This is a genomic window from Anaerostipes caccae L1-92 (genome assembly GCF_014467075.1).
Lineage (GTDB): Bacteria > Bacillota > Clostridia > Lachnospirales > Lachnospiraceae > Anaerostipes > Anaerostipes caccae.
The window spans coordinates 3,445,030-3,469,732 of sequence record NZ_AP023027.1; the positions used below are offsets into that span (position 1 = coordinate 3,445,030).

The 24,703-nt window shown below is 42.2% G+C and carries 28 protein-coding genes; 10 read left to right on the forward strand and 18 right to left on the reverse strand.

The features are described from left to right. Together ANCC_RS16855 and ANCC_RS16860 are read right to left on the reverse strand one after the other, a co-directional pair. A complete protein-coding gene (locus ANCC_RS16855; RefSeq protein ID WP_006568250.1) occupies positions 1-705 on the reverse strand; it encodes an ABC transporter ATP-binding protein in 705 nt (234 codons plus the stop codon). Further along, entirely contained in the window at positions 677-1,021 is a 345-nt protein-coding gene (locus ANCC_RS16860) for a hypothetical protein (protein ID WP_006568249.1), read from the reverse strand. The genes ANCC_RS16855 and ANCC_RS16860 overlap by 29 nt, the downstream gene beginning before the upstream one ends. A 189-nt stretch (positions 1,022-1,210) precedes the next feature. On the opposite strand from ANCC_RS16860, the gene ANCC_RS16865 reads away from it, so the two are divergent. Beyond that, complete coding sequence (locus ANCC_RS16865) at positions 1,211-1,828, forward strand: TetR/AcrR family transcriptional regulator C-terminal domain-containing protein (RefSeq protein WP_006568248.1); 618 nt, start codon at positions 1,211-1,213, stop codon at positions 1,826-1,828. A 66-nt stretch (positions 1,829-1,894) separates the two neighbouring features. Here the strand turns inward: ANCC_RS16865 and ANCC_RS18090 are convergent, their stop codons facing one another. Continuing rightward, a complete protein-coding gene (locus ANCC_RS18090) occupies positions 1,895-2,059 on the reverse strand; it encodes an EamA family transporter (protein ID WP_006568247.1) in 165 nt (54 codons plus the stop codon). A 220-nt stretch (positions 2,060-2,279) separates the two neighbouring features. On the opposite strand from ANCC_RS18090, the gene ANCC_RS16875 reads away from it, so the two are divergent. The 7 genes from ANCC_RS16875 to ANCC_RS16905 all read left to right on the forward strand — a co-directional run bounded on the left by ANCC_RS16875 (position 2,280) and on the right by ANCC_RS16905 (position 8,659). After that, positions 2,280-2,705: a PTS sugar transporter subunit IIA gene (locus ANCC_RS16875; protein WP_050754300.1), complete on the forward strand. Its 426-nt coding sequence runs from the start codon at positions 2,280-2,282 to the stop codon at positions 2,703-2,705. A gap of 13 nt (positions 2,706-2,718) precedes the next feature. Then, positions 2,719-3,186: a MarR family winged helix-turn-helix transcriptional regulator gene (locus ANCC_RS16880; protein WP_006568245.1), complete on the forward strand. Its 468-nt coding sequence runs from the start codon at positions 2,719-2,721 to the stop codon at positions 3,184-3,186. 204 nt (positions 3,187-3,390) lie between these two features. After that, positions 3,391-4,575, forward strand: coding sequence for an iron-containing alcohol dehydrogenase (locus ANCC_RS16885; protein ID WP_006568244.1), 1,185 nt, complete (start codon positions 3,391-3,393; stop codon positions 4,573-4,575). A gap of 19 nt (positions 4,576-4,594) precedes the next feature. Further along, a complete protein-coding gene (locus tag ANCC_RS16890; protein WP_006568243.1) occupies positions 4,595-6,193 on the forward strand; it encodes a PTS system mannose/fructose/sorbose family transporter subunit IID in 1,599 nt (532 codons plus the stop codon). Between the two features lie 13 nt (positions 6,194-6,206). After that, positions 6,207-7,094, forward strand: a complete 888-nt coding sequence (locus tag ANCC_RS16895; RefSeq protein WP_006568242.1) for a class II fructose-bisphosphate aldolase — start codon at positions 6,207-6,209, stop codon at positions 7,092-7,094. Continuing rightward, a complete protein-coding gene (locus ANCC_RS16900) occupies positions 7,094-8,140 on the forward strand; it encodes a zinc-dependent alcohol dehydrogenase (protein ID WP_006568241.1) in 1,047 nt (348 codons plus the stop codon). The genes ANCC_RS16895 and ANCC_RS16900 overlap by 1 nt, the downstream gene beginning before the upstream one ends. Positions 8,141-8,158: 18 nt before the next feature. Next, positions 8,159-8,659 carry a PTS sugar transporter subunit IIB gene (locus tag ANCC_RS16905; protein WP_006568240.1) on the forward strand — a complete coding sequence of 167 codons (501 nt, stop codon included), beginning with the start codon at positions 8,159-8,161 and terminating at the stop codon, positions 8,657-8,659. A gap of 241 nt (positions 8,660-8,900) precedes the next feature. On the opposite strand, the gene ANCC_RS16910 is transcribed toward ANCC_RS16905, so the two are convergent. The 9 genes from ANCC_RS16910 to ANCC_RS16950 form a co-directional block, all read right to left on the reverse strand. Next, positions 8,901-9,482 (reverse strand): Pr6Pr family membrane protein, encoded by a 582-nt coding sequence (locus tag ANCC_RS16910; protein ID WP_006568239.1) that lies wholly within the window; start codon positions 9,480-9,482, stop codon positions 8,901-8,903. 100 nt (positions 9,483-9,582) lie between these two features. Then, on the reverse strand, positions 9,583-10,902 hold the full coding sequence (locus ANCC_RS16915) for an MATE family efflux transporter (protein ID WP_006568238.1): 1,320 nt from the start codon (positions 10,900-10,902) through the stop codon (positions 9,583-9,585). Between the two features lie 91 nt (positions 10,903-10,993). Beyond that, the gene (locus ANCC_RS16920) at positions 10,994-11,644 is read right to left on the reverse strand and encodes an HAD family hydrolase (protein ID WP_006568237.1); all 651 of its coding nucleotides are present in this window, start codon (positions 11,642-11,644) and stop codon (positions 10,994-10,996) included. A gap of 6 nt (positions 11,645-11,650) precedes the next feature. Beyond that, complete coding sequence (locus tag ANCC_RS16925) at positions 11,651-12,484, reverse strand: PTS system mannose/fructose/sorbose family transporter subunit IID (protein ID WP_006568236.1); 834 nt, start codon at positions 12,482-12,484, stop codon at positions 11,651-11,653. Beyond that, positions 12,474-13,274, reverse strand: coding sequence for a PTS sugar transporter subunit IIC (locus tag ANCC_RS16930; protein ID WP_006568235.1), 801 nt, complete (start codon positions 13,272-13,274; stop codon positions 12,474-12,476). The genes ANCC_RS16925 and ANCC_RS16930 overlap by 11 nt, the downstream gene beginning before the upstream one ends. Before the next feature lie 22 nt (positions 13,275-13,296). After that, complete coding sequence (locus ANCC_RS16935) at positions 13,297-13,758, reverse strand: PTS sugar transporter subunit IIB (RefSeq protein WP_006568234.1); 462 nt, start codon at positions 13,756-13,758, stop codon at positions 13,297-13,299. A gap of 21 nt (positions 13,759-13,779) precedes the next feature. Beyond that, positions 13,780-14,193: a PTS sugar transporter subunit IIA gene (locus ANCC_RS16940; protein WP_006568233.1), complete on the reverse strand. Its 414-nt coding sequence runs from the start codon at positions 14,191-14,193 to the stop codon at positions 13,780-13,782. A 17-nt stretch (positions 14,194-14,210) separates the two neighbouring features. Continuing rightward, positions 14,211-15,284 carry an SIS domain-containing protein gene (locus ANCC_RS16945; protein ID WP_156340707.1) on the reverse strand — a complete coding sequence of 358 codons (1,074 nt, stop codon included), beginning with the start codon at positions 15,282-15,284 and terminating at the stop codon, positions 14,211-14,213. A gap of 44 nt (positions 15,285-15,328) precedes the next feature. Then, positions 15,329-16,348 (reverse strand): SIS domain-containing protein, encoded by a 1,020-nt coding sequence (locus ANCC_RS16950; protein WP_009290152.1) that lies wholly within the window; start codon positions 16,346-16,348, stop codon positions 15,329-15,331. A 377-nt stretch (positions 16,349-16,725) separates the two neighbouring features. On the opposite strand from ANCC_RS16950, the gene ANCC_RS16955 reads away from it, so the two are divergent. Continuing rightward, a complete protein-coding gene (locus ANCC_RS16955; RefSeq protein ID WP_006568229.1) occupies positions 16,726-17,436 on the forward strand; it encodes a GntR family transcriptional regulator in 711 nt (236 codons plus the stop codon). Between the two features lie 10 nt (positions 17,437-17,446). After that, complete coding sequence (locus tag ANCC_RS16960; RefSeq protein WP_006568228.1) at positions 17,447-18,172, forward strand: GntR family transcriptional regulator; 726 nt, start codon at positions 17,447-17,449, stop codon at positions 18,170-18,172. 248 nt (positions 18,173-18,420) lie between these two features. On the opposite strand, the gene ANCC_RS16965 is transcribed toward ANCC_RS16960, so the two are convergent. The 6 genes from ANCC_RS16965 to rpsL all read right to left on the reverse strand — a co-directional run bounded on the left by ANCC_RS16965 (position 18,421) and on the right by rpsL (position 24,558). Then, the gene (locus ANCC_RS16965; protein WP_006568227.1) at positions 18,421-18,891 is read right to left on the reverse strand and encodes a hypothetical protein; all 471 of its coding nucleotides are present in this window, start codon (positions 18,889-18,891) and stop codon (positions 18,421-18,423) included. Then, positions 18,888-19,340, reverse strand: coding sequence for a DUF3990 domain-containing protein (locus ANCC_RS16970; protein ID WP_006568226.1), 453 nt, complete (start codon positions 19,338-19,340; stop codon positions 18,888-18,890). Before ANCC_RS16970 ends, ANCC_RS16965 begins: the two co-directional genes overlap by 4 nt. 561 nt (positions 19,341-19,901) lie before the next feature. Then, positions 19,902-21,095 (reverse strand): elongation factor Tu, encoded by a 1,194-nt coding sequence (gene tuf / locus ANCC_RS16975; RefSeq protein ID WP_006568224.1) that lies wholly within the window; start codon positions 21,093-21,095, stop codon positions 19,902-19,904. Between the two features lie 153 nt (positions 21,096-21,248). Then, entirely contained in the window at positions 21,249-23,366 is a 2,118-nt protein-coding gene (gene fusA / locus ANCC_RS16980; protein WP_083774656.1) for an elongation factor G, read from the reverse strand. Positions 23,367-23,419: 53 nt separating this feature from the next. Next, positions 23,420-23,890, reverse strand: a complete 471-nt coding sequence (rpsG, locus tag ANCC_RS16985) for a 30S ribosomal protein S7 (RefSeq protein ID WP_024729154.1) — start codon at positions 23,888-23,890, stop codon at positions 23,420-23,422. Positions 23,891-24,144: 254 nt separating this feature from the next. Continuing rightward, positions 24,145-24,558, reverse strand: a complete 414-nt coding sequence (gene rpsL / locus ANCC_RS16990; protein WP_006568221.1) for a 30S ribosomal protein S12 — start codon at positions 24,556-24,558, stop codon at positions 24,145-24,147. Positions 24,559-24,703 lie beyond the last annotated feature (145 nt).

Genomic DNA, 24,703 nt, shown 5'->3' on the forward strand with positions numbered 1-24,703 from the left:
CTACCATTCAATTTCTGTTATATTTCTCGGATTAGCATTGACTTTAATATCTTTGACTCCGGCATCGTGCATATAAATCACACGGTCAGCGATTGGAGCGATTGCCGCATTATGTGTAACAATGACAACCGTTGCCCCTTTTTTCGTACACATATCCTGCAGTATTTGCAGCACCTGTTTCCCTGTCTGATAATCCAAAGCACCAGTTGGCTCATCGCACAGCAAAATTTTAGGATTTTTTGCAATAGCCCTGGCGATCGCAACTCTCTGCTGCTCCCCGCCGGAAAGTTGTGCCGGAAAGTTATTGATACGATTTGCCAGCCCCACATCTTCTAAAACTTGAACAGGATCCAGTGCATTTTTTACGATTTCAGAAGCTAATTCCACATTTTCTTTTGCTGTCAGATTTTGTACAAGGTTGTAAAACTGGAATACAAAACCTACATCATTTCTGCGATAAGCCGTTAATTGTCTGGGTGTATAGTTCGATATATCTTTGCCGTCTATCATGACGTTTCCTTTATCATTTGTATCCATGCCGCCTAAAATATTAAGCACTGTAGATTTTCCGGCACCGGAAGCGCCTAATATTATGGCAAGTTCTCCTTTTTTAATTGAAAAATTCACATCTTTATTCGCATATATAACCGAATCCCCCATCTGATATGTTTTGTAACTATTTTTCATTTCTATATATCCCATCATCCATTCCTCCGATCTTTGCGGTTCCATATAGCTGGTAACTGTTTTTTTCTCCTTTTAGTAGTAATTGAATCGAATGGGAATCAAAGTTTCCTATTGCTGTGTATTGTAATTTGCGCATGAGAGAAACTAATATCCCGGCAAATTCGCATTGTCCGTTTTTCAATATTTTCCCTGATACAGGGTTTCGATGATTTAAAATTTCAAGATAACCAGATACATCATATTGATTTACGTTTAACTGCAAACTTCCATATCGTATTCCCGCCGGTGTGACCATATTTATTTCATAGAAATATTTCTTTGCACATGTCTCCATAATCTCTTATCTCCTTTCTTGTTCCTGAAAGTTATTATAGCGAACTGCCTGTCTGAATCGTACGGTCATATTTCCACGATTGAGTAAAATACGGTCAAATCTATCCAATTTGATGGTCAAACAGAGAAAAATAGCCATTGAACTATTTGATGGTCAACTGTATATTAAAGTTACAGGGGGACTTTAAACATGAAATATGAAGTTACAAGTTTAAATACAAAAAAACTATTTGCCCAAGCACTGAAAAGCATTGTTATCCAAAAATCCTTCTCTAAAGTTACAGTGAGTGAACTTATTCGGGAATGTAAGGTAAATAGAAAAACTTTTTATTATCATTTTACAGATGTTTATGATTTGCTGAAATGGACATTGGAACAGGAAGCAATCGATGTGGTAAAGAAATTTGATTTGATTGTTGATTATGAGGAAGTCATCTTATTTGTCATAGACTATATAGAGAAAAATAATAAGTTTTTGAATAATATCTATGACTCTTTAGGTAGGGACCAGCTGAAACGGTTTTTCTACACAGATTTTGTCGGGATTATAGAATCTCTTATCAAAAGGGCGGAAAAAGAAACGAACATAATTCTGCCCCATCATTTTAAATCTTTTCTGGCTGCATTTTATACAGAAGCAACGGCTGGTATAATAGTAGAATGGATTACCCACCAGGAACAGCAGAGCAAAGAAGAATTAATTACTTATATTTCTGTGATCTTTCGTTCTGCACTTCCGGCTGCAGTCAAACAGTTTTCGGAAAATTCAAAAGGAAATGCAGGTCTGCCTCATCCTAACAGCCTGTAAAAAAGGTAAAACTCCAGAAGACTAAGTCCCCTGGAGTTTTTAAATGTATTTTATTATGGCTTAATTTTATTTCTTCTCAAAAAAACCAAGCATCGAAATCCCTGCTATAATACAATCCATTCCTAAAATGTCTGACATTCTAAAGTTCTGACCTAGAAAAAATACAGAAAAAAGTGCTGCTGTCAGAGGTTCTGTACTGGAATACATACTGGCTTGCACCGGACCAATCATCTTTGAAACATCTTAGCCTGTGCGGGACTTATAAGAAGTGCAGAAAACCTGATTTCTGTTGACATATAATACGAATCAGTATAATATTAAATAGTAATACAGCTGCCGAATCTATACTTTACATTCCATTTTGGATAAACCGCACATACCGGAGGGTATGACTGCAGGATATCCTGTTTTTCGTATACATTTGTGGAACTTTAGTATGAGGAGGTTTTATATGATACAAATTTTATTATTGACACACGCTGAACTTGCAGAGGGATTTCAGTCTGCAGTCAACTTGATTATAGGGGAACAGCCATGTTTTGAAGTATTAGGCTTGAAATTTGGCCAGGGCTTGGAAGAATATACAGGTATCGTTCATAAGACAGCAGAGAGTATAGCATCTGTGGATGGAACATTAATATTTGCGGATATATTTGGGGGAACTCCCGGAAATACTGCCGGAAAACTGCTTTTGGAAAAATGGCCTTATGGAGGATTTCCGTTTGGATGTATCGCAGGAGTTAATCTTTCACTGCTGATGGAAGCACTGACAATGCGGGAATCTATGGATTTTGCCGCGTTAAAAACTCATTTAATGGCTCTGTTTCCTGAAACAGTTGTGGATCTGGAGACTGCACTGAATCTGCAGCCACAGTAAGAAAGAAGGACACATGGCAAAAGCAGATAGAAAAGAGATTAATTTAAGACTACTGGACCTGAATTATCTGATGGGGAAACGGGACTTTCTATGCCAGACTTGGTGTCAGAAAACAGGAAGATCCTATTCTGTCTATCAGGTATTGGATAAGCTTTTAAGGGAATCGGGGGGAGTCGCACCGTCAGAATTGGCAGATGATTTATTCATTCCGCGCCAGACCATGACAGGAATCCTGGATGGCCTTGAGAATCTTGGATTTGTTGTGCGCTGCCAGCACGCCACAGACAGGAGGAAAAAAATTATTAAGCTGTCTGAAGAGGGAAAAGTGTATGCTGAGGAGACTCTTTCGGCCATGAGAGAGCGGGAAATCAGGGCATATAAAAGACTAACAGAAGACGAACAAAAGATACTGAATAGTCTGCTCAGCCGTTATGTATCAAGTTTGGAAAAAGAGATGACTGACAGAAAACAGATAAAATAATAGAATAACCACAGGAGTACCGGAAAATCTGGTACTCCTTTTTTTGTGTCAAATTCACAAAAAATCAGGAATGATATTGTAACGATACACTAAATAAATCGAGTGGAAATAAAATCCTTTGACAGATAATACGAAATAGGATAATATGAAAATGTAAAGTATGAAACGGTAGGATATAACATGAGAGAATGAAAGGAGTAAAAAATGCTGAATTTTGAGTACTGCAGTCCAACAAGCTATATTTTTGGCAAAGGCAGAGAGAGGGAAACCGGAAGCTACATAAAACCATATACTAATAAAAATAAAGTACTGATCGTTTATGATACCGAAAGAATCACAGAGTGCGGCCTCCTGAAAACAGTAACAGACAGTCTTGAGGAAGAAAAAATTTCTTGGTGCAAGCTTTCAGGGGTCGTACCCAACCCGAGATTTTCCCTTGTAAAACACGGAATTGATTTGGTAAAGCAAGAACGGGCTGACTTTGTCCTCGGTATTGGAGGAGGAAGTGTGTTGGATACAGCCAAGGCCATAGGCGCAGGAGCCGCTTATGATGGGGATGCATGGGACTTATGCACCGGGACTTATGCAGAGAGATCACTTCCGGTAGGGGCAATTCTCACCCTGGCTGCCACAGGCAGTGAAGGAAGTATGTTTTCTGTGATCTCAGACGATCAAACTGGAGAAAAACTTGGAATTGCAGGGGAAGCAATCCGGCCAAAGTTTGCTGTGCTGAATCCGGAGCTGACTTATTCCCTGCCGGCATTTCAGACGGCCTGCGGGGCCTGTGATATGATGAGCCATATTATGGAAAACTATTTTACAAATTCAAAAGGGACATTTATGATTGACCGGCTCATTGAAGGCCTTTTAAAGACCGTCATTGAATATACCCCCATCGCGCTGCGAGAGCCGGATAACTATGAAGCACGGGCAGCTCTTATGTGGGCAAGCAGTCTTGCCAATAACGGCTCAATGGGCCTTGGAAGAATCAGTGACACTGGAATTCATGCCGCTGCTCAGGCAATCGGAGGGAAATTTGATAAGACACATGGGGCTACAATTGCTCTTGTAATTCCGCCGATCATGAAAAAGCTGTATAAGAAAAACCTGGGAAGATACGTGCAATATGCATCAAAGGTGTGGGGAATCGAACCAAACCTTGATCATCCGGAGGAAACAGCTCTGAAAGGGATCTTAAAAACACAAACCTTTTTTAAAGAAATTGGCCTTCCATCTAAAATGTCTGATCTGGGGATCAAGAATCCGGCAGAATATGTAGATGAACTAACAGAATCTGTAGATATTGATATGTGGCAGGCAACACCAGGTTATACCGTAGGAATTACAAAAGAAGAACTTAGAGAAGTTTTTAAAGAAACAGCCGAATAGGCAGGAAAGGAGGAACGCCATGGAAATCACAATATTGCAGGCAGTTTTAATAGGACTGTTTTACTGGCTCGCACAAAGTATTGCACCATATGGTTCTATTGCATTTTCACCGCTTCCCTGTGCAGTATGGGCCGGACTGGTCATGGGAGATGTAACTCACGGGGTTATGATTGGAGCCAGTATTCAGCTCATTTACCTTGGTATGATTTATGCGGGAGGGCAGGTGGCCTCTGATGAGACGGCAGCTACACTCATTGCCGTTCCTATCATCCTACAATCCGGAATGCCGATTCAGTCTGCTGTGGCAGTGGCAATCCCTGTGGGAGTGCTCATGGGACAGCTGCAGAATATTCAGCAGATTGTCATGACTGGAGTAGCACATCTGGCAGATCGGTATGCAGAAAAAGGAGACACGAAAAAAATCTATCTCTGTGCTTTTCTATATCCCCAGCTGGTCCGGATTGTACTGCGCTTTATCCCTTTGTCGCTGGCCGTATACCTGGGAAGCCCGTTTGTAAAACATGTACTCACAATAATTCCGGACTTCATTATGAATGGTCTTACCGTAGCTGGAAGCATTATGCCCGCAGTTGGATTTGGAATTGTAGCCTTTGTAATTGGACAGCCAATTCTTCTTCCATTTTTTGTTATAGGTTTTTTCCTTGTCAAATACACGGGGGTATCTACAATCGGAGCCGCAATTGCCGGTGGTTTCATAGCGTTTTTATTCTATCTGTTTACTGTTAAATATGTAAAACAGGAACCGGAAGAACAAGAAGAAGAAATTCCGGTTGTTTCCCACAGCCTTTTGACAAAACGTGATGTAAGAAAATCTTTTATACTATGGAATATTTTTGCCGCAACCAGCCAAAATTATGAACGCCAGATGGGTATGTCTTTTTGTGCCTCTTTTATTCCTTGTCTGAAGAAAATGTATAAAGACAACACAGAAGGCCTGAAAGATGCATTAAAGAGGCATCTGGAATTTTATAACACAGAAGCTACTCTTGGTTCCACAATTTCAGGAATTGCCCTGGCCATGGAAGAACAAAAAGCCATGGGAAATCCTGTGGAAGGAGAAATGATTACGGGAGTGAAAACCGGCCTTATGGGTCCCTTTGCAGGAATCGGTGATTCGATTATCTGGGGAACCATGCAGCCGCTGCTGACCGGCCTCTTCCTGGCGGGAGCAGCAAAGGGTTCTGTAATTTCTGCGCTTGCACCCTGGACAATTTTTATCATTATTCAGATTGTTGTCTCTTACCGTACATGGATGACAGGATACAATCTGGGAGCAAAATCTGCAACCAAACTGCTTGGCAGCGGCGGATTCAAAAAACTGATCACAACAGTCAGTGTTTTCGGGCTTTTTATGATGGGTGCACTGGCGGCAGGCTTTATCAGTGTTAAAATTCCATTTGCGGTAACAACAAAAGCAGGAGAGTTTGCAGTACAGAAAATTCTGGACGGATTGGCACCCGGATTGGTTCCTCTGGCAATATTGACTGGAACCTATCTATTTACACGAAAATATAAAAGCTTTTTAAAAACCGCCGTCATGGTACTTGCTGTGGGCCTGGTTTTGGGGAGCCTTGGTATACTGGCAGTAATTTCATAAAGGAGGAATCATAATGTTAGTGACAATGAAAGAATTATTAAAAGATGCAATGGAAGAAGGTTATGCAGTATGCGCTTCAAATGTTTGGTATGAGTGGTCCACTCAGGCTGCTTTAGATGCTGCAGAGGAAAGCGGAAGCCCTCTGATTTTGAACTATAATTATATGCCTAATGTTTACAGATTTATGGATTATGCCAAACGGTGGGCAGAAAAGGTTAGTGTACCTGTCGCCATTAACCATGATCACGGGGCCACATTCGAAGAGGCAATGCATTGTATTCACGCAGGCTTCACCTCTGTTATGGCAGACCGTTCAGACTTGCCCTTTGAGGAGAATATCCGTCAGGTAACTGAGATTGTAAAGGCAGCCCATGCCTGCGGAGTTACTGTAGAGGGTGAACTGGGACATGTTGGAGAGGCAGATCAGGAGGACAATCTAAATACAGCTCTTTATACAGATCCCGATCAAGCGGCAGAATATGTGGATAGGACTGGAGTTGACTGTCTGGCTGTGGCTATTGGGACTGCTCACGGAAAATATAATAAGGGAATTGTGCCAAAGATTGATTTTGATCGTCTGAGAGCTATCGAAGAAAAGGTAAGTATCCCTTTGGTACTCCACGGAGGTTCCGGCGGAGGTGACGAAAATCTTGGAAAAGCGGCCAAAACACATATTTGTAAAATAAATGTGTTTACTGATCTGCACGATGCCGCAAAAGATGCCATGATAGAAGCAGGCTTTGAAGGAAAATATCTGCCTGAAATTGATGACATTGCCTATTTTGCTTACAAAGATAAGTTAAAATATTACTTAAATTTGTTCGGCTCCGCCGGCAAGGCAAAAAAATACAGAGAGATTGCCCCTTTGGAAGAAGGAACGGAGAGGAGTGTTCTTAAATAATGAAAGCAAAAACAGCAGTCCTTATAAAAGACCATACGGCAGAAGTACATGAAAGGGAGCTGGGAGAGATCGGAGATCATCAAGTTCTGGTAAAATTGGACACATGCAATCTTTGCACTACTGATTATCAGCAGTGGATGGGCCTTAGGGAAAAACAGGGCTACCCTATGGCCGGAGGCCACGAAAATTCAGGAATTGTTACAGCTGCTGGGAAAGATGTTAAAAACATAGTTGTGGGAGACAGGGTGGCTTTCGGTTACATTTTCTGCGGAGACTGCCCTGCCTGCCGGGCAGGAAATACATTTGAGTGTACAAATATTGATTTTGATGCCGTATCACCGGACGGATATAAAGGTGATATGGGAATCGCAACTTATAAATTGGCAGATGCAAAATATACAATCAAAGTATCTAATCAACTGGAACCTGCCCAGGCCGGCTTCGTAGAACCATTGGGAACCGTAATCCACGGAATTAAAAAGCTGCACATCCAGCCACAAGAAGACGTTGTTGTTGTCGGGGCGGGTACCATGGGTCTTCTTAATGCATTGACCGCCAGAGCATATGGGGCAAGAGTTATTGTCAGTGAATTGACAGAAAAGAAACTGAAACGTGCAGAATCTATGGGATTTGAAACTATACATGCAAAGGAGACGGAACCAGCTGACGCAGTATTTGATCTGACAAAAGGAAAAGGCGCCGACATTGTGATCGGTGCAGTGGGAGCAACAAAAGCGTATGACCAATGTCTTCAAATGCTCAGAGAACACAGAGGAAAATTCCTTGTATTTGCAGCAGGATATCCGGAACCCGAACTGCACATAAGTCCAAATGACATTCATTACCGCCAGATCCAAATCATCGGGACCATGGGCGGAGGGATCGGCGACTTTGAGGAGGCAGCAAAACTTTTAAGTAATGGGACCATCGATGTCAGCGGATGCCTGGAAGGGATAACAATCGGATTAAAAGATATCCAGAAAGCTTTTGAAGCAGCATCCGCACCTGATGCTTACCGTGTAACTGTAGACTGCCAAGACGTATAAAAAGAGGGGGTGACAAATATGTATCCATCGTTAGTAAGAATTGATAATAAATTAATTCACGGTCAGGTAGTGACAGGCTGGGTGAAGAAAAATGGAGTAAAGAGAATCATTATTGTGGATGACGCAACTAAAAATGATTCGTTTATGAAACAGATTTTTGACATGGCAAAGCCCCCGGGAACTACTCTGGAAATTCTCTCGGCCGAAGAAGCTGCACAAAAATGGAAAGATGACAAACTTGGTATCAAGACGTCCACTCTTGTTTTATTCAAAGATGTGGAGAGAGCATATACAGCCTTCATGAATGGATTTCGGTATCAGGAACTGCAAATTGGATGTATTGGCGGAGGGCCTGGGAGAATTAATCTGGTGGGACCTGTCTGCGTCAGTGAAGCAGAGGCCGGGATGCTGACAGAAATGAAGTCCTGCGGCCTGGATATTTATTTACAGTCCACGGAACAGACAAAAAGAGTGTCTTGGAGTTCTATACAAGAGAGATTTTTTTCGGGAACCAAATAACAGAAAGGCCGGCGTAAGCCGGCTTTCTGTATAACTATCTTTCATCTATACATTCCATTCTTTTTTTTACATTGAATAAACTCAAATAGGTATCCATGAATCAATTATTCTGGACCTGAACTTTTAGAATATACAGCTGTTTACTTATGTATTCTGCCTTACAATCCGTGGTGATTTTTTATACCTCTCTGCTCTCATCTTCTAAGTTTCATTTATCTCTACATGCAGCAGCACAATATTTCTAAATACTCTTCCTGTTTTTGAAAATTATTTTGTTCAGATAAAACATGGCACAGCCTATCATCACCACAGCAGCGGAAAGCAGCAGCACAAACGATACACAGTAAACATAACCATGTTCTTTTATATCCAGAAAAAAGTAGATATAATCTCCCGTTACATTTCCATATGCCGCCGCAAATAACAGATAGAGCAGCGGAGCGATCATAACAGAGAAAATCTGTCTGCTTTTTTGTACAAAGTTCATATTGCAGAAGAGAAAAAAATAAAATACCATGAAAACAGGATTGAGAAAATGCAGGAACATAAATAAGCCGTTAAATTTAAATTGACCGGTAAATGCCGTGCACACCATGAGGACCAGAAATAACAGCATCGTGCAGTCAAAATACAGAATCTGCGGAACATTCTTTCCTGCAAATCTTAAAAGAAGGGTTCCGAACAGAAAAATACCGGCAGAAAAATTACTGAGAAAGGTCAGTTCATGCATATGTCCCGGCCTTCCCCAATAAGCGTATAAAGCAGTGGAAACAAATACTACAGCCAGCCCCAGCGCTGCCGGCTGCATAAACCTCTTTTCCATTCCGCTGCCTCCCGAACGTCTGACTCTGTTCTTACACTATATTCATCTATTCACTAAAAAATTACCGATAGAAACAGAACGTGCAATGATAAGATAAAACCTATTCTATTTCTCTCGTGATATTTCTGATCCAGCTGCAGTTTTTATATCTGCCCCAGATGATCGGAATTTTCACCAGCTCATCGCTCATCAGGAGTGCGTACACAACCGGTACACTGCAGTGGAATACAAAAGCTGCTGCCGCTCCAAGCAAAACAGAACATCCCCACATAGCCGTCAGGTCTATGATCAGTCCGAATCTGGTATCTCCGCCGGAACGGAAAATCCCCACGATCACAGTTTCATCCAGGGTCTGGGCAACCGCATAGTAAGCCATTACACACATCATAAACCGCAGGTAATCCTTGGTTAACGGCGTCATAGCCATTACCATTATGATCATCTGAGAGGATAAGAGAATGATCACAGCGCTTCCGATTCCCAGAAGAATGCTGAGTTTTACAAAACGCTCCGCATAGGCTCTGGCATGCTGATACTTCTTCTCCCCGATGGTTTTCCCCAGATAAATTGCTGCCGCATTAGAGATTCCGAAACTCACGACCATAGACATCTCTTTTGTGACCTGAGCCACTGAATTTGCAGCTACCGCCGCACTCCCCATGTGCCCAAGGATCGCTGTACTCGCAGAGTTGGCAATTCCCCACAAGACTTCATTTAAGATCACAGGGACTGCACACACAAGGAAATCTTTCAGCAGCCCGGAGTCCATATGGAAAAAGTATTTCATGCGAAAAAGAATTTCCCTGTTATAGATTTTTGCATATCCGATTACGAGGATCAGTTCCAGAATTCTTGCCAGAAGCGTTGCTAAGGCGGCTCCCCTTATCCCCATTGCAGGGCAGCCGAACATTCCAAAAATAAAAACCGCATTTAAGATTACATTGCAGATCAAAGAGCTTAAGTATACTGCCGTCGCAACTTTAATGCGCTCCACACTCCGCATAATATACAGATACACATCAGTAATTCCGATGGCTATATAAGAAAACGCCAAAATCCGCAGATACTTGACTCCTTCTCTGATCACTTCGGATTCATTGGTAAAAATCCTGATCAGCGTTTCAGGCATCAGAAGGGATACCAGCGTGAATATGGCAGTCACTGCGACTGCCATGCACATTCCCATAGCGAGTATCCTCTCGATGGTTTTTTTATCACCTTTCCCCCAGTACTGGGCAGTAAGTACAGTTGCCCCGGAGGTTAAACCAAAAAGGAACAGGGACATAATATACTGCACCTGTCTGGCAAGTGAGGACGCAGACAACGCAGTCTCTCCCACCTTTCCCAGCATAAACACATCGCAGGCGCTGACGCCTGTATTGATCAGGTTCTGCAAGGCCATCGGAATTACGAGGGCCATGACCCCTTTATAGAAACTTTTCCAGTTAATATCCGGCTCATTACTATTATATTTTTTGTTATAACGATCGCTTACAATTTTATCACCGACTTTACAAATTAAATTTTGTTCTGATCATCTCTTTTGCATGATACATATCACGGACCACATGATCTGCCATCTCCTGGGTGAACCCGAATCTGTCCTCCCTGTGAGCGATCACATGGGCACCTGCACTTTTTGCCGCACAGATGCCATAATCAGAATCCTCAAGAACAATACACCTCTCCGGTTCCACACGAAGGCACTTCATCGTCTCTGTATAAATCTCCGGGTTTGGCTTGCTCTCCTGAAACATTTCTCCGCTTAAAATCACCGGGAAATATTTTCTGAACCCGATTTCATCCAGCACCTCTGATATTTCTTCCATAGAGCTGGAGGAAGCAAGTGCCGTCTTGATATGATGTCTTCTCAAAAGCATGAGTATCTCTTCTGTACCAGGATTAATGATGTCCCTGTAAGAAAGCTCATATCCCTCTTCCTCCTCACAATAAGTTTCCCAAAGCCTGCTGCCCTTTTCCCTGCCGAACCATTCCATCATCATCTGGCGGCTCTGGGAATTTGATAAACCGACAATCTTTTTCAGTTCATTTTCCGGAATCATACATTCCTTTTCAATTAACAGTTCTTTAAGCCAGTTATAATAGACGATCTCGCTGTCTATGATAACCCCGTCCATATCAAATATGATTGCTTCATACATGATTTCTTACCCAAGGAATCCAAAAAATGCTCCTACAACACCAAGTACCATGAGCAGTAACATCATCACGATCGGGTTGCACTTATCCTTCTTAAAGATGTAATAGATCACACCGAACAAAGCCAATGGAAGAATTCCGGGCATAATTCCGTCTAAGATTGACTGCACCGTTGTGGCATCCTTTCCTATTCCGAACTTAATCGGTATCGACAGATACACATTTTCTGCGGTCATGGCGCCGGCGACAGTGAGTCCTAGGATACTGGCTGCCTGCATGACTTTATCCATGATTCCGGATTTCTCTAATTTATCCATGGCCTCCACGCCCAGTTTATATCCGAGAAATGTCAGCGGATAGCGCAGTCCGAAGTTCGGTATGTTAAAAATCAGCCAAAACAGGATCGGGCCCAGTATGTTGCCTTTCATAGCCAGAGAAACACCGATTCCCATTGCGATAATCCGGAGAGTTCCGTGATACATCGCATCTCCGATTCCTGACAGCGGCCCCATAAAAGCCGTCTTTACCGCAGAAATAGATGTGGTATCAAAATTTGGATCTTCCGCATTTTTTTCTTCCATGGCTGCTGTGATTCCAAGCGGCAGCGTAGAAATGTACATGGTCACATTGTATAATTCCATATGCCGCTGCAAAGCCTTGATGTAGTCTTCTTTGTTTGGATACAGTTTTTTTAGAATCGGCAGTATGGCAAAGCAGTAACCGGAGTGCATCATACGTTCATAGTTCCAAGAATGCTCCATCGGGATCGACCGGAGCCACACTTTCCTCAGATCACTTTTTGTAATCTTCCCATTATAGTCGGCATGTATGTTAAAACTCATCGAAATCTCCCCCTTCCGTTTCATCAGCGACAGCCGGCACCCGGCCTGATCCGAACAATCCGGTGCTGGAGATTCCAAACAGTGCTGCCAGAATCAGTATTGCAAATAAAGCAACACCGGTTGTTGATACCCCTGAATAGGCGACGATAAAATAGCCGATAAAGAAAAACGGAGCGATGCTCTTTTTCATAATCATCTGTGCCAGAAGGGCAAATCCCATCGCCGGCAGAAGTCCTCCTGCAATCTCCATACCTGTCTGCACAAACTCCGGAATTAATTTCATCAGTGCGGAAATTTTGTCTGATCCAAGATAAAACGCAATCGGCACGATCGGCGTTGTCACTCCCCACGCCACAAAGCCGCTTAAAATAAAGTTTCTCTGAAATGCCCGGTCATTGCCGTCGGCAATATTCTTATCCATCAGATGGGCAAAAAAGTTCAGAATCGGATATCCTGTCACGTTGCTGATCGCCAGTACGATGCTCGCTACCGGAAGCCCAAGGGTCAGCGCCATCTCCGGTCCTGCCCCTGCTTTGATGGCAAGCGCCACGCCGAGAATCGTTCCGCTGACCATATCCGGCGGGTCATATGCCCCGATCGATGCCGCGCCGGCAAATGCCAATTCCATCGTTGCTCCCATGATAATTCCGGCCTGGAAGTCTCCCATAATGAGTCCGACAAAAGGGCCTATGACAATGGGTCTTTGGATCATACAAGTCCCCAGAAACCATTCAAAGTTTGTACAAAACCCTAAGATTCCCAGGAGAACTGCCTGTACTCCTGTACTCATAGCTGTTCCTCCTTTTCATATTCTAAAGACGTATCGTCTGCTCTGCCTTTTCCGGCACACCCTGCTGGTAGACATGCACTCCGTCCTCTATCAGTTCCTTTAACATCTCTTCTTCTTTCTGATTTACATAAACAACCGGTGCCAGAGACCTTTTATCATCTCCCGGTGTTGTCCCTCCAAGGTTCAGTTCCTTGATCCCAAGCTCCTTGACCAGGCGGTAGGCACCCTCGATGTTCTCGCACACAACAAATAAATGATATTTATCTGTAATGCCGCTTTTGATCGCTTTGATGCTTTCCTCAATGGTCTTTACTACAACTTTGACTCCCGGCGGTTTTGCCAGTTTCACAGAAGTAACCCTCACAGGATCATCCTGAAGCGTGTCTGTGACAAGCAGAATACAGTCGGCACTCAGCTTGGAAGTCCATGAAAATGCTACTTGTCCATGCAGCAGACGATAATCAACTCTCACCTTTTTAATCATTTGTATCTTCTCCTTTCCTATTTAAAAGTCCCCCAGATCATCCATATTGGCTGAAACCTGAATGTCATTGCAATACTGGATTCCGTCTTTTGCCGCCTGAATGCCCTGCCTGATTAACTGTTCTGTATTTTCTTCCTCTGATAAGATCAGATGTACTGCCAGCGGCAGATTCATCCCGCACACTAAATGGAGATTCGGCCGGTCCAGGAACTTCATCATATCATTGTTGACGCTCCCTCCCAGAATATCAGTGAGTATGATAATATCATCCTGCGGCGGGTATTCCGAAATCTTCTCCCGAAGTTTCTTGGAATACAGCTCCTCTCCTTCCATATAAGCATTAAAGTATGGTATTTTATTTCCTAAAACAAATTCAATGGCAGTTGCAATCCCCTCTGATATGCGGGAATGTCCCGTCAAAATGATATGGCGCACCGTATCATCTCCTTTCCCTAAAATGGCAGATCTTCTTCATAGTCGCTTGTTTTGCAGTGTATTCTTTCTTCAAATTTTATGTACAGCGGATGTTCCGTCGTTATGTTCCTGTTTTTTGCCGTCCAGTAAGCCAGATATTGAAAAAATGCAGTCAGATATAATGGTGAAACAATCTCGTCTGTTCCGTTTTCTTCTCTAAGATCTGCCTTTATTAAAAATGAATTCTCGGTAACCTCCCTGGCTGCGCCGCAGATCTCTTCTGTCCGTTTCCCTGCCGGGTCTCCAGAACTGACGAAAAATAATGTATAGTCCGGTGTCAGCTGAAGGTCCGGTCCGTGGATAAACTCTTCTGTTTCAAATGATGCCGTTGGTATGTGTACTAACTCGGAGAGCTTCAGGGAACCTTCTTTCACGGTTCCCATATTTGCTCCGCAGCCGATGAAAAATGCATGTTTCATCGTCAATAATGTCTCTTTGTTTGCCAAACAAAATTCTTTTGCCTGCAAATAAACCCGATGGTGGTTTTCACATGCACATGTCAGCTCCCTGACTGCCTTTTCATAAACTTCTTTCTCTATATCCTCTGTGGACAACTCCAGAGATACCAGCATGAAGAAACAAGTCAGTGTGCTCATTCCTTTTGTAACATATCCGACACGTTCTTCCCCTGCGCCGTATTCCACGTAGGAGTCGGAAAGCTCTGCAATCGCAGACCCCGGTTTCCCAAGGACTGCCATTGCGTGGTATCCTGCCCTCTGATACCGCTCGATCGCTTCTACCACATTGGTGCTGCTTCCGCTCTGGGAAACAAAGAGATAAAGATTGTTTTCTTTCAGTTCTTCATAGTAAGTAAAAGCAAACGGCGTTATCAGGCGGACCGGCCTTTTCATGTACGTTTCCATAAACGCAAGCGCACTTTGTGCCGCATGATAAGAAGATCCGGATGCCACGATCACGAGTGTCTTCCCCTGTCTGATCCCTTCCTTTAAAAGCCAGCCAATCAGGGGTTTTGTCAGTTCCTTTCTCTGTTCAATGTTTCGGACCATCACAGAGGATGTCTCCTGTATATAGTCTTCCATCTGTTTGCCCACTGCCTGTTCTCCTTTCTGTCATAGAAAAGTTTGCTGAAAATTTCTTAGTAATCCATCACTCTGTAATATCTTCTGATGTCAAGGGAATGTCCGGTTGCATCTTCCAAATGTGCCGTCAGCCGTCCGAGATAAGCTTCTAAGAATGCCGGTGACAAATCTCCTCTGTATTTTTCTGCGATTCCTTCTGCCTCATATTCTTTGGTATCGATGACTTTTACTTTCTTGGAAATCTTCTTTGCAAAGTTCTCTACCCTCTCAGTCAGCATTCTGGTCTCATCTTCTCCCTTGAAGATCATGATGCTTGTGTCTTCTTCTAAAAGCTCCAGCGTGCCATGGAAGAATTCCGGTGATTCAATGGATTTTGTGCGAATCCACTGCATTTCTTCCAGATAGCACATTGCAAAGCAGTAAGTTGATCCCCACAAGTTTCCGGAACCCACCAGCATGTGATATGGTTCATCTTTAATCTGATATGCATATGCCTTTGCCTCTTCGTCTACTTCTTCTTTTATATTAGCTAAAGCTTCCGGCAGTTTTGCAAGGTTCTCCATGAATTCATCGTAGTCATCCATGTCGCCGTTCTTATGTAAAATTGCGCTGACGATCAGAAAGAGTTTCATATGGTCTCCGTCACAGGAAAGTTCATCTCCCGCACCGCAGACGATCGGATATGTGAGCAGTTTCTGTAACGGCGCTTCCTCATTTCCGCTGACTCCAATGGTCGGAATCCCTTTTTCTCTGCAGTACTCTGCCGCCGCAATGGCTTCTTTTGTAGTTCCGGATTCGCTGTAAAGGACAACCAGTGATTTTTCTGTAATTGCTTTATTAATTCCCAACACTAATTCTGCCGCATTTTCCATATAAACCGGCATCGCCGTTCTTTTCTTTGCGAAATATTCCATCGGCATCATGATGGAAATACTGCCTCCCACTCCGGCCATAACCAGATTATCCACACCTTTTTCAAATGCATCGTCAATATATTTTTCAACCTGGGGTTTTAATTTCATGATCTCTTTAAAGCTATTTAAGTAAGTTTCTCTGTCATAATTTTTGTATGTCATTTTATAATCTCCTTTCAACTCCATCACTTCTTGTTATATACCACGTATACGTCTTGGTGCTTTTAGCATACCATTTTAATTTCTACATGTCAATACTCCCATTTATTATCGCTATGCATCTTGTATTTTTGTGCACTTTATATAATTTTACTGCTTTTTTTGGATTTTTTACAGATTTGGTTTTTTCGTTTAATTCCATACCACTTGACTTTTTTTCCTAACTGGTATATTCTTTCTATATACCAGATGAGCAAACCAGTTATTAAAATCTCTGTCTTTTGGCAGTCTTGAAACACTGATTCAGATACCACTGATTTTTCTGTTTTTTTTAGAAAGAGGCTGAGAGAATACCAGTCTTTATTGGCAGGAGGTGCAAAATGCCGAAAAAATATCCCGTTTATTTACAGCTTGCTGATTTGATCGAAAGAAAAATAAATAAAAATGAATATCCATTGGGAAGTAAAATTCCTTCCGAGAGAGAATTGATAGACGCTTTTGGGATCAGCCGCATGACCGTCCGAAAAGCAATAGAAGTATTAATTGAAAAAGGCCTTTTAACCCGGCAGCATGGCAAAGGCACCTATGTCAGCCAGGCCGCTGTCCATTCTCCTCTCGACAGCATTCAGTCTATGGGAAAGTTCATTCAGGATTCAGGTTTGCTGCCATCCAATAAAGTTCTGCTTACCAAAAAAGCAAAAGCAGGAGCAAAATACTCTAAAATATTTGACATAGATCCGGAAGATGACATTTTCCTTCTGTTCCGGCTGCGACTGGCAAACGGAAAACCATTCGCCTTAGAATATACATATACTCCATATCACATTGTCCCGGACTTGGACAGCTATGATTTTGAACAGTGCTCTTTTTATGACCTGCTTGAGACGAATCGGATCAAACTTACGCAGGATACTCAGAGACTGGAAATCGTAAGAGTCATGAATCCGCAGGCGGCTCTGCTGAATGTGGAAGAAGGCTCTGCCGTGTTCATGCTCCATAACACAGTTACCAATTCTTCCGGTAAAACCATTGAATATACCCGCTCCTATTACAGTGAACGGACGATTACCTTTACATCCACTTTAACGTAAGGAGACCTATATGAGCAAATATATCAATCTTTTGAGTGAAGAAGTAAAAGATAAGATTGAAGCATATATCATTGAAAATGATCTGAAGCCTTATGATCCTCTGCCTTCCGAGCGTAAACTGGCGGAAGCATTTCAGGTAAACAGGCTGACGGTCCGCTCTGCACTGAAAAGGCTGCGCTATGAACATCATATTTTCACACGGCATGGAAAAGGCAATTTTATTGCACCTCCAAAAATAGATGATGATACGGAAAAATTCAGTTCTTTTACCGACGGATGGGGTGCAGACGGGTTTAAGACTTCCAGCAGGGTTCTTTCCTTTGATAAACGGGAAGCTTCTTTGTCTGTCAGCAGCCATCTTGGAATCACTCTGGGTGAACCGGTTTACTGTTTGATGCGGGTACGCTATTTGGAGGATGAACCTTTTCTAGTGGAGACTTCCTTTATCCCTGAAAAATACTGTCCCGGCCTGGAACGATATAATTTTGCTGCTGAATCTTTATATGATACTTTGATTCGTACATATAAGCTGAACTTGAAGAGAATTGACGAGACGATCACGATCACTACGTTGACTGATGAAGAAAGTCATTACCTGAATGCTGAAGAAAATGAGATTGGATTCTGCATTAAATCCACTACATATGACGAAGAAAAAATTGTGGAGTACTGTATTACGATTAATAGGGCCGATCGGTATATGATGGTGAGTACCTTGGGGAGCGGGGAGAGTTAAATGATCCTCGGCTTTGTAAAAAATCTCAGGATCAACCGTCAGCCATGAAAAAAATCCGGAAAATCTTAGTTTTGATTTTCCGGATTTGATAAATCAGCTGATGATTATAGGTTCTTATTGCTTGAACTTTAGTCAAAAATCCTCGCAATATCCTGGAATCTATCCATTACGACAAAGCGGCCTCTTCCACTCTTGGTAAGGAATAGTCTGTCATAGCAAGCAAATTTGATCCCATAGAAGCATATATTTTAAAAACCACCCTCATTATATGCCCTTGCAATTACATAGGAAGGCTCATAAAACGCACTGGCATTATAGTTATCAATCACTTTACATATCGGATTGTTATATACTCTTGTGATTGCTTCCGCATAGTCTTCCTCAGGCTGCATAGTATCTAAAATCAAACGTGTATATACTTTCCCCATCTGGGTTTCTCTTGGAATTTGTACGTCTAACTCTGTATTCACATCTAATACATCTACACTTCCCTGCGTCATCTGATATTCTTTAATCCATTCTTCTTCAACTTTTAGCGGATTTTCACAATGTAGAACATTGGCCAGACTGAGCAAACGCATTAGTTCTTTCTTTCCTATACGATTAACTACATATAAATTGCTTTGATGGAGTTTTCTTGCCACACATTCTACCATATAACAAATAAAATATAGATCATTCTTCGTTATTTCTTCCTCTGGAAAGAATATATTTTTCATAATATATAGCTCCTTTCAAAAGTCAATGTACTTAACGCTTCCTGTGTGCAGAACACTACCTGATGCGTTGGATATTTAAACTTTACCAACACCCAAAAAGCCTCACGAGAAATATTTCCTTCTATAAAATCTTCGATGTAATCCCATATTGTATCATCTGCCATAGGCCCCTCTACAATATCGTATTTGTGTTCTAAACCGCTGCGGCAGTCTACTATAAAATCAAGCCATTCTTCTGACAAATCTGAAAATTTTTTTATCTTCAAAATCTCTTTTGGCTCATATGAATATACATTGACAATATGTTGATTTTTTTTTGTAAGTGCCCATCGTTTGGCTTGCTTTTCTATATTGGTACAATAATATCCATAACCAAAATCCTTATAGAATCCGTTGGTCAAAATCTTTGGATGTTGAACAATTACATTGCTTCCATGAAATAATTCCATTTACACACCTCCAACAATATATTGATAGTTTAACCGAAATTTTATACAATTCTTGACTATCAAGATCATTTTTATTTTCCAAACCGGGTTTGTAAAATAGGTAAAAGAAAGTGTCTCTATCTTTTTCTTTGGCCTTCCGAAGAAACAATTTCTTATCAACTGTATCAATCTTATGACATAAATAACGTATAATGTGCAGCTGACGAATAAAGCGAAGAATAACTTGTTTGAATTATTCTCCGCAATCTTTAAAAACTGGCTGTATCAATAATTCATATATTGAGCCGGCACACTATTATATCCATATATTAGATCTTTTAATCTTTTAAATTCTCTGAACATTTTCTCTACTCGGTGCAACTATTCATTGCTTTTGTTTGTAATATTAATTATAGCATTCTGCAATTTGCTTTTCAATATTCAAATGTAATTTTTATCTATTTATATTCTTTTTTTCTATTTTTTAGTAATAAACACATTTTTAATATTTTATACAAAAAACTGCAGTCTCTTTTATAGAGACTGCAGTTTTACATTTCGTACTAATACAAAAATTACTGATTACTCAATAATTGTAGCAACACGTCCTGATCCAACTGTACGTCCACCTTCACGGATAGCGAAAGATAATCCCTGAGCCATAGCGATTGGGTGAATCAGTTCGATTGTCATTTCTACGTTGTCACCAGGCATGCACATTTCAACACCTTCTGGTAATTCAACAACACCTGTTACGTCAGTTGTTCTGAAGTAGAACTGAGGACGGTATTTGTTGAAGAAAGGAGTATGACGTCCACCTTCATCTTTTGTTAAAACGTATACCTGAGCTGTAAATTTTGTGTGACATGTGATAGAACCTGGTTTACAAAGAACCTGTCCTCTTTCGATTTCTTCTCTCTGAACACCACGGAGAAGAGCACCGATGTTGTCACCAGCCTGAGCTTCATCAAGAAGTTTACGGAACATTTCGATACCAGTTACGACAACTTTTCTTGTCTCTTCTTTGATACCAACGATTTCAACTTCTTCAGATACGTGAAGCACACCACTTTCAACTCTACCTGTTGCAACAGTACCACGTCCTGTGATAGAGAATACATCCTCTACAGGCATAAGGAATGGTTTGTCTGTATCGCGCTGTGGGTCTGGAATCCAGCTGTCAACTGCAGCCATAAGTTCCATGATCTTATCTCCCCACTCGCTGTTAGGATCTTCAAGAGCTTTTAAAGCAGATCCCTGGATAACTGGAGTGTCATCACCTGGGAATTCGTACTCGCTTAATAACTCACGGATTTCCATTTCTACTAATTCTAATAACTCTTCATCGTCTACCATGTCACATTTGTTCATGAATACTACGATGTAAGGTACGCCTACCTGACGGGAAAGAAGGATGTGCTCTTTTGTCTGAGCCATAACACCGTCAGTTGCAGCTACTACAAGGATAGCTCCGTCCATCTGAGCAGCACCAGTGATCATGTTCTTTACATAATCGGCATGGCCTGGGCAGTCAACGTGTGCGTAGTGACGGTTATCTGTTTCATATTCTACGTGAGCTGTGGAGATAGTGATACCACGTTCTCTTTCTTCCGGAGCTTTATCGATGTTTTCGAAATCAACGGCTGCGTTTCCATCTACTCTGGCACTTAATGTCTTTGTGATAGCAGCTGTTAAAGTAGTTTTACCATGATCGACGTGACCAATGGTACCAATGTTGCAATGAGGTTTGGTTCTCTCAAACTTTTCTTTAGCCATTTTAAATGTCCTCCTTATTAGCCCTTTGGGCAAATAGATAAATTATTATTTACTACCGGGTCGACGAATCACCTTACCAAAGGCCGTCCTACCCTTGATTATATTTCATTTCTTTGAAGAATTCAAGCATATTTTTTTATCAAAAAAACCTGCTTATTTTGTTTTATCAGCGATGATTTTTTCCTGTACACTCTTCGGTACCGGCTCGTAGCTGTTGAAGAACATAGAGTAGTTTCCACGACCCTGTGTTCTGGAACGTAAGTCGGTTGAGTATCCGAACATTTCTGCAAGAGGAACGAAAGCTCTGATGATCTTTCCGCCTCCGACATCGTCCATACCTTCGATACGTCCGCGGCGTGAGTTGATATCACCGATAACATCTCCCATGTAATCTTCAGGAGTTGTAACTTCGACTCTCATGATCGGCTCTAAGATGATAGCTCCGGCTTTCTGCATCGCTTCTTTGAATGCCATAGAACCGGCGATCTTAAAGGCCATCTCTGAGGAATCGACATCATGGTAAGATCCATCGTATACAGTAGCTTTTACACCAAGTACCGGGAATCCTCCAAGGATACCGCACTGAGCAGCTTCTTCGATACCAGCTCCGACTGCCGGGATATATTCCTTCGGAATGTTACCGCCGACAACAGTGGATTCAAACTTGAACAGTTCTTCACCATTGGCATCCATTGGCTCAAAGTGTACTTTACAGTGTCCATACTGACCGCGTCCACCAGACTGTTTTGCATACTTGCTGTCCACATCCACTTCTTTTGTGAAGGACTCTTTGTAAGCAACCTGAGGAGCACCTACGTTTGCTTCTACTTTGAACTCACGAAGCAGACGGTCTACGATGATTTCCAGGTGAAGCTCACCCATTCCGGAAATGATAGTCTGTCCTGTCTCTTCATCAGTATGAGCTTTGAAGGTCGGATCTTCTTCTGCAAGTTTTGCAAGTGCTTCTGACATCTTGCCCTGACCTGCTTTTGTCTTAGGCTCGATCGCTACGTCGATAACCGGCTCTGGGAATTCCATGGATTCCAGGATTACCGGACTCTTCTCGTCACAGATCGTATCACCTGTTGCTGTGATCTTGAAACCTACGGCAGCTGCGATATCACCTGCATAAACTTTGTCTAACTCTTCACGCTTGTTGGCATGCATCTGAAGGATACGTCCAACACGCTCTTTTTTCTGTTTTGTAGCATTTAATACATAGGAACCTGAATTCATTGTTCCGGAGTAAACACGGAAGAAAGCAAGCTTTCCAACGAATGGGTCTGTCATGATCTTAAATGCAAGTGCTGCGAAAGGTTCATCATCAGATGAATGTCTTTCGATTTCGTTTCCGTCTTCATCCACACCCTTGATGGCAGCGATATCCGTCGGTGCCGGCATGAACTCAAGAACAGCGTCCAGTAACTTCTGAACACCTTTGTTGCGGTAAGCAGTACCACAGCAGATCGGAACTGCTGTACATTCGCATGTTCCTTTTCTCAGTGCTGCTTTTAATGCTTCCACTGATGGCTCTTCCCCTTCCAGGTATTCCATCATCAGATCGTCGTCTAACTCACAGATCTGCTCTACTAACTGAGTGTGATACATTTCTGCATCATCTTTCATATCATCAGGGATATCTGTGATTGAAATGTCTTCTCCCTTATCATCATTATAGATGTAGGCTTTCATTTCAAACAAGTCGATGATTCCCTGGAAATCGTCTTCTTTGCCGATTGGCAGCTGAATCATAACTGCATTGGCACCGAGACGGTCTTTGATCTGCTCTACAGAACCGTAGAAGTCTGCACCTAAGATATCCATCTTGTTGATGAATGCCATTCTCGGTACATCATAAGTGTCTGCCTGACGCCATACATTCTCAGACTGCGGCTCTACTCCGCCCTTTGCATCAAATACACCGATGGCACCGTCGAGTACACGCAGGGAACGTTCTACTTCTACTGTAAAGTCAACGTGTCCCGGTGTATCAATGATGTTGATACGGTGTTCTAATGCTCCGTCTTTCGGTTTGCAGTTTTCCTGGAGAGTCCAGTGACATGTGGTCGCTGCAGAAGTGATCGTGATTCCTCTTTCCTGTTCCTGCTCCATCCAGTCCATGGTAGCAGTTCCCTCATGAGTATCACCGATCTTATAATTTACACCAGTATAATAGAGGATACGCTCTGTCAAAGTGGTTTTTCCAGCATCGATATGAGCCATGATTCCAATATTTCTGGTTCTCTCTAATGGATATTCTCTTCCAGCCAAGATCTTTTCCTCCTATTGTTTTTCGGATAAAGCGGTAGGCCCCGCACACCAGATTAGAATCTGTAGTGTGCGAATGCTTTGTTTGCTTCTGCCATTTTGTGCATGTCTTCTTTTTTCTTTACAGATGCTCCGGTGTTGTTGGATGCATCAAAGATTTCATTTGCAAGCCTTTCTTCCATGGTCTTTTCCCCTCTTTTGCGAGAGTATAAAGTCAACCAGCGAAGTGCAAGGGCCTGTCTTCTGTCCGGACGTACATCGATTGGTACCTGATAGGTAGCTCCGCCGATACGTCTGGCCTTTACTTCCAGCACAGGCATAATGTTGTTCATTGCCTCTTCGAATACTTCGAGGGCAGGCTTTCCGGCTTTCTCTTCAATACGGTTGAATGCACCGTATACGATCTTCTGGGCAACTCCCTTTTTACCGTCTAACATGATGTTGTTGATCAGTTTTGTCACAACTTTGTTATTGTAAATAGGATCCGCCAAAACATCTCTTTTCGCAATATGTCCTTTACGTGGCACGTTTCTTCCCTCCTTAATAATTGCCAACGGCAGAAATTTTATACCTTTTTCTGGCATGCCGCCGGCCTTAATTCATCGGTACTCATTCATCCTTGCGCAGCTACCGGCTTTCCGCCGGCCTTCAAGCGCTCAATGCCTGATCGTGCCAGAATTTATATCTATCTCCTGTTCTACAGGGAAAACATTCATTTCCGGCACAACTATACAAGGTAGCGTAATGTTACGCTGCTTTGTACCAATTTAGTTTCGTTTGATTATTTCTTCGGTCTCTTAGCTCCGTATTTGGAACGAGCCTGCATTCTGTTTGCAACACCTGCTGTATCAAGTGTTCCACGAACGATATGGTAACGGGTACCTGGTAAGTCCTTAACACGACCACCACGAATCAGAACAACACTATGTTCCTGTAAGTTATGTCCCTCACCCGGGATATAGCTTGTTACTTCGATACCGTTAGAAAGACGTACTCTGGCGATCTTACGAAGAGCAGAGTTAGGCTTTTTAGGAGTCGCAGTCTTAACAGCTGTACAAACCCCTCTCTTCTGAGGAGAGCTTGCGTTTACTGATCTCTTCTTTAAAGAGTTAAAACTTTTCTGAAGAGCCGGTGCGGTAGACTTCTTTGTAGATGTCTTTCTCCCTTTTCTAACTAATTGGTTAAAAGTTGGCATTAATTTTCACCTCCATGCATGTTTTCTGCTGTAGTTACTTATGATCAGTTGTTGCACATAGATATCTACGCGCATTTTTTAATTATAAATGCGGCAAAATCGTTTGTCAAGGGGATTTCCCAATAAATCAGGAAAGATCCCGCCC